At 74.8% G+C, this 3,931-nt stretch carries 3 protein-coding genes and 1 pseudogene; 2 read left to right on the top strand and 2 right to left on the bottom strand.

Annotated features, from left to right (window positions below):
* Positions 1–222: pseudogene (locus ABZ896_RS52175) on the bottom strand (hypothetical protein); the annotation flags it as partial.
* Positions 223–314: 92 nt separating this feature from the next.
* On the opposite strand from ABZ896_RS52175, the gene ABZ896_RS52180 reads away from it, so the two are divergent.
* A complete protein-coding gene (locus tag ABZ896_RS52180) occupies positions 315–1,721 on the top strand; it encodes an FAD-linked oxidase C-terminal domain-containing protein (RefSeq protein WP_360946411.1) in 1,407 nt (468 codons plus the stop codon).
* Between the two features lie 13 nt (positions 1,722–1,734).
* On the opposite strand, the gene ABZ896_RS52185 is transcribed toward ABZ896_RS52180, so the two are convergent.
* Complete coding sequence (locus tag ABZ896_RS52185) at positions 1,735–2,211, bottom strand: SsgA family sporulation/cell division regulator (protein ID WP_360946414.1); 477 nt, start codon at positions 2,209–2,211, stop codon at positions 1,735–1,737.
* A 242-nt stretch (positions 2,212–2,453) separates the two neighbouring features.
* Here ABZ896_RS52185 and ABZ896_RS52190 point away from each other — a divergent pair.
* On the top strand, positions 2,454–3,931 hold a 1,478-nt coding region (locus tag ABZ896_RS52190), incomplete at its 3' end, for a DUF2510 domain-containing protein (protein ID WP_360946417.1).

Genomic DNA, 3,931 nt, shown 5'->3' on the forward strand with positions numbered 1-3,931 from the left:
GCGGTGTCGTTGCGCACCACGTAGACGTGGGAGCCGGTGTCGGGGTTGGTGAGGTGGTAGACCTTCAGCCGCTCGTCGGCGGCCCGGACCGCGTCGGCGCGCGGTGTCCTCCGAGAGGGGCAGCAGCATCAGGGCCGTACCGAGGACGGCGCAGCCCGCGACCGCAGCGATCACCAGCCGGCCGTACAGCCGCGTACGGCGGTTCTCCTGTGGGGTGTCCATGGGGCCCACTGTGCGTCGGTACGACGATCACGCCGCGGTTTGCGGCAGCCGCCGCTGGCGGGGTTCACACCGATGGACCCGGGTGCGACGCTGTGATCATGAGCCGTATCGAAGCGCCCCGCGACGAGGCGACCGGCAACCTCGTCGACCGACTGCTGTCCGGTCTGCCCGCCGAGGCCGTCCTCACCGACCCGGACGTCACGCTCTCCTACGCCAACGACATGGCCAGCTTCTGCCCGGCCGGCACCCCCGCCGTGGTCGTCCTGCCGCGCACCGTCGAAGAGGTCCAGCACGTCATGCGCACCGCGACCGAGCTGCGTGTCCCGGTCGTCCCGCAGGGCGCCCGCACCGGCCTGTCCGGCGGCGCCAACGCCTCCGAGGGCTGCGTCGTGCTGTCCCTGACCAAGATGGACCGGATCCTGGAGATCAACCCGGTCGACCGCGTCGCCGTCGTCGAACCGGGCGTCGTCAACGCCACGCTCTCCCGGGCCGTGAACGAACACGGCCTCTACTACCCGCCGGATCCCTCCAGTTGGGAGATGTGCACGATCGGCGGCAACATCGGCACCGCCTCGGGCGGGCTGTGCTGTGTGAAGTACGGGGTCACCGCCGAGTACGTCCTCGGCCTGGACGTCGTCCTCGCCGACGGACGCCTGATGTCCACCGGCCGCCGTACGGCGAAGGGGGTCGCGGGCTACGACATGACCCGCCTCTTCGTCGGCTCCGAGGGCTCGCTCGGCATCGTCGTACGGGCGATCCTGGCGCTGCGCCCCAAGCCGCCCGAGCAGCTGGTGCTGGCCGCCGAGTTCGCCTCCGGGGCCGCGGCCTGCGACGCGGTGTGCCGGATCATGGAGGGCGGGCACGTGCCGTCCCTCCTCGAACTGATGGACCGTACGACCGTCAAGGCCGTCAACGACCTCGCCCACATGGGCCTCCCCGAGACCACCGAGGCACTGCTGCTCGCCGCCTTCGACACCACCGACCCGGCCGCCGACCTCGCCGCCCTCGGCGCGCTCTGCGAGGCGGCGGGCGCCACGCAGGTCGTCCCGGCCGACGACGTCGCCGAGTCCGAACTCCTGCTCCAGGCCCGGCGGTTGTCGCTCACCGCCCTGGAGGCGGTCAAGGGCACGACGATGATCGACGACGTGTGCGTGCCCCGCTCGCGCCTCGCCGAACTGCTCGAAGGGACCGAGCGGATCGCCGAGAAGCACCAGCTCACCATCGGTGTCGTCGCCCACGCCGGTGACGGCAACACGCATCCCACGGTCTGCTTCGACGCGGCCGACCCCGACGAGTCCCGGCGGGCCCGGGAGTCCTTCGACGAGATCATGGCGCTCGGCCTGGAGCTCGGCGGCACGATCACCGGCGAGCACGGCGTGGGCATCCTGAAGAAGGAGTGGCTGGCGCGGGAGATCGGGCCGGTGGGGGTGGAGATGCAGCGGGCGGTGAAGGCGGTGTTCGACCCGCTGGGGATCCTGAATCCCGGCAAGCTCTTCTGAACCCCCTGTGGGCTCACTCCCCGTCCGTCGACTCGTCGCTCGGCCACGGGTCGCGGAGCCACAGGTCGTCGGCCGGGGTGGGGGCCAGCAGCTCGGCGAGGCCGTCGTCGATGCCGAGCTGCTCCGCCTCAGAGCCCGGGGGGACCGCCCTCAGCGTGCGCTCCAGCCAGGCCGACACCTGCGCGGCCGGGGCCTCCAGGAGCGCGTCCCCGTCGGGGGAACTGAGCGCCATCAGGATGACGCTGCGCCCCGCGACCTTCGTCGGCCACACCCGTACGTCGCCGTGGCCGCACGGGCGGAACACCCCCTCCACGAGGAGTTCGCGGGCGAAGGTCCAGTGGACGGGGTGGTCGGAGCCGATGTGGAAGGCGACGTGGACGGCGAAGGGGTCGTCGCTGCGGTAGCTCAGCCTCGCCGGGACCGGGATGCTGCGCTCGGGGGACAGGATGAGCTTGAGCTCCAGTTCCCGCTCTACGACGGTGTGGTGCATGACCTGTGTCCTCTCTCGGGTGTCTCGCGCGGGGTCCTGTGGTGGGCCCGCACGAGGGAGAGGGGGCGGGGGGCCGAAGCATTACGCGGGTTCGCCGAACTTTTTTCCTCCGGTCGCGTGTGCCGTATCACGATCGTGCTCGAAAGGAGTGGGTCCGGTGGGACTGGCGGTGGGGGTTGCGCCGGTCTGATAGATGTGGGGTCCCTCCCTATTGACCCCCGAGCAGATACGGGACGACGGACATGAGCGCCCCAACCCCGGCCCCCGGTGACGACAGGCCCCGCGAAGGGTATTACCCGGACCCGTCCATTCCTGGATATGTCCGGTACTGGAACGGTGCCGCGTGGGTACCGGGCACGAGTCGGCCCGCCCCGACGGACGGCGAACCGCTGGCCTCTCCGGGAGGCCAGGCGGCGCCTGCCGCTCCGGTGTCGGTCGAGGAGACGGGCCCCCACTTCTTCGACGAGGACCCCGACGCCCACCAGGGCACCGGCCCCGAGCCCGCGGCAGCGTGGGGCGCCAACGCGTCCCACCAGGGGGGCTTCGGAGGCGACCAGGACCGGAGGGTGTCCTGGGGCGCACCGCAGGGGGCCGCGCAGGGCGGGCCGCAGGGTGGTGCCGGGCAGGGGCAGCCGCAGGGGGTCGCGCAGGGGCACGGCCAGGGCGGGCCGCACGGTGTGGCGCACGGCGGGTCCCACGGGGGTCCCCAGGGGGCCGATCCGCGGATCGCCGGGCCGGGTGCCGCCGGTGGGCGCGGTCCCGGTCAGCCCGATGGGCAGGCCGCTCGTGTCGACGGTACGGCGACGATTCCGCCCGCCGAGGCCGACGGTGACGACGTCTCGGGCACCCGTGTCTTCCGTCGTACCGGGGCGGGTTCCCGGCCGGCGGGCGCCGACGGCGTCCCCGGTCCCGGCGGCCCCATCGACGACCCCGGCACCATGACCTTCCGCGCGCTCTCCCCGCGCACGGGGCAGCAGTCCGGGGGGCCGGGGGCGCAACCGGGGAGCACACCCGGAACCATCCCCTCCGGCTCGGGCGCGCAGGCCGCGGGCGGCTTCCCGGGCCAGGGCGGTGCCGTGGCTCCGGGGGGCGACGCCCAGCAGGGCGGCCCCGGTGCAGGCGGAGCCCCTGGCGTCGGCGGGCAGCCCCACGGCGGCCCCGGCGCGCAGCCCGCGCACGGCTTCCCGGCGCAGGGCGGGGCCATGTCCTCGGGGGCCGGTGCGCCGCACGGCGGTCCCGGTGCGGCCGGCGCCCCCGGTGCGGGCGCACAACCCTCCGGCGGCCCCGCCAACCCCAACACCCCCGGCTTCGGTGCCGGTAAAGCCGCCGCCGAGCGGGCCACCGCCGCGCAGGCGGGCGGCGGCGGTGCCGTGGCCGGACCGGCGCCCACTCCCACGGCCCTCTCCGGCCCGCAGCAGGCGCCCCCGGCGTCCGGCCCGCAGGCGTCCGCGTCGGGCCCGCAGGCCGCCGCCCAGGGCACCGCCCACCAGACGGCACCCCCTGGCGTGCCCCACCAGCCCGGCGCCCCCGGCACAACACACCAACCCGGCACCCCCGGCACCCCGCACCAGCCCGGCCCTTCCGCCGCCCCGCACCAGCCCGGCACCCCCGCCACCCCCCAACCCCCCGTCACCGCCGTGGTGGTGACGGCGGGGGTGGGCGTGGCCGCCCCGGCCGTGGCGTACCAGGCGCCGACGAGCGCGGCCGTCGCGGCGAGACC

The sequence above is a fragment of the Streptomyces sp. NPDC047072 genome (assembly GCF_040643855.1).
Classification (GTDB): Bacteria; Actinomycetota; Actinomycetes; order Streptomycetales; family Streptomycetaceae; genus Streptomyces.

What these genes read in the sequence shown, in the direction of transcription:
- ABZ896_RS52185 (WP_360946414.1), bottom strand. Translation starts at nt 2,211, where the DNA reads ATGCACCACACCGTCGTAGAGCGGGAACTGGAGCTCAAGCTCATCCTG.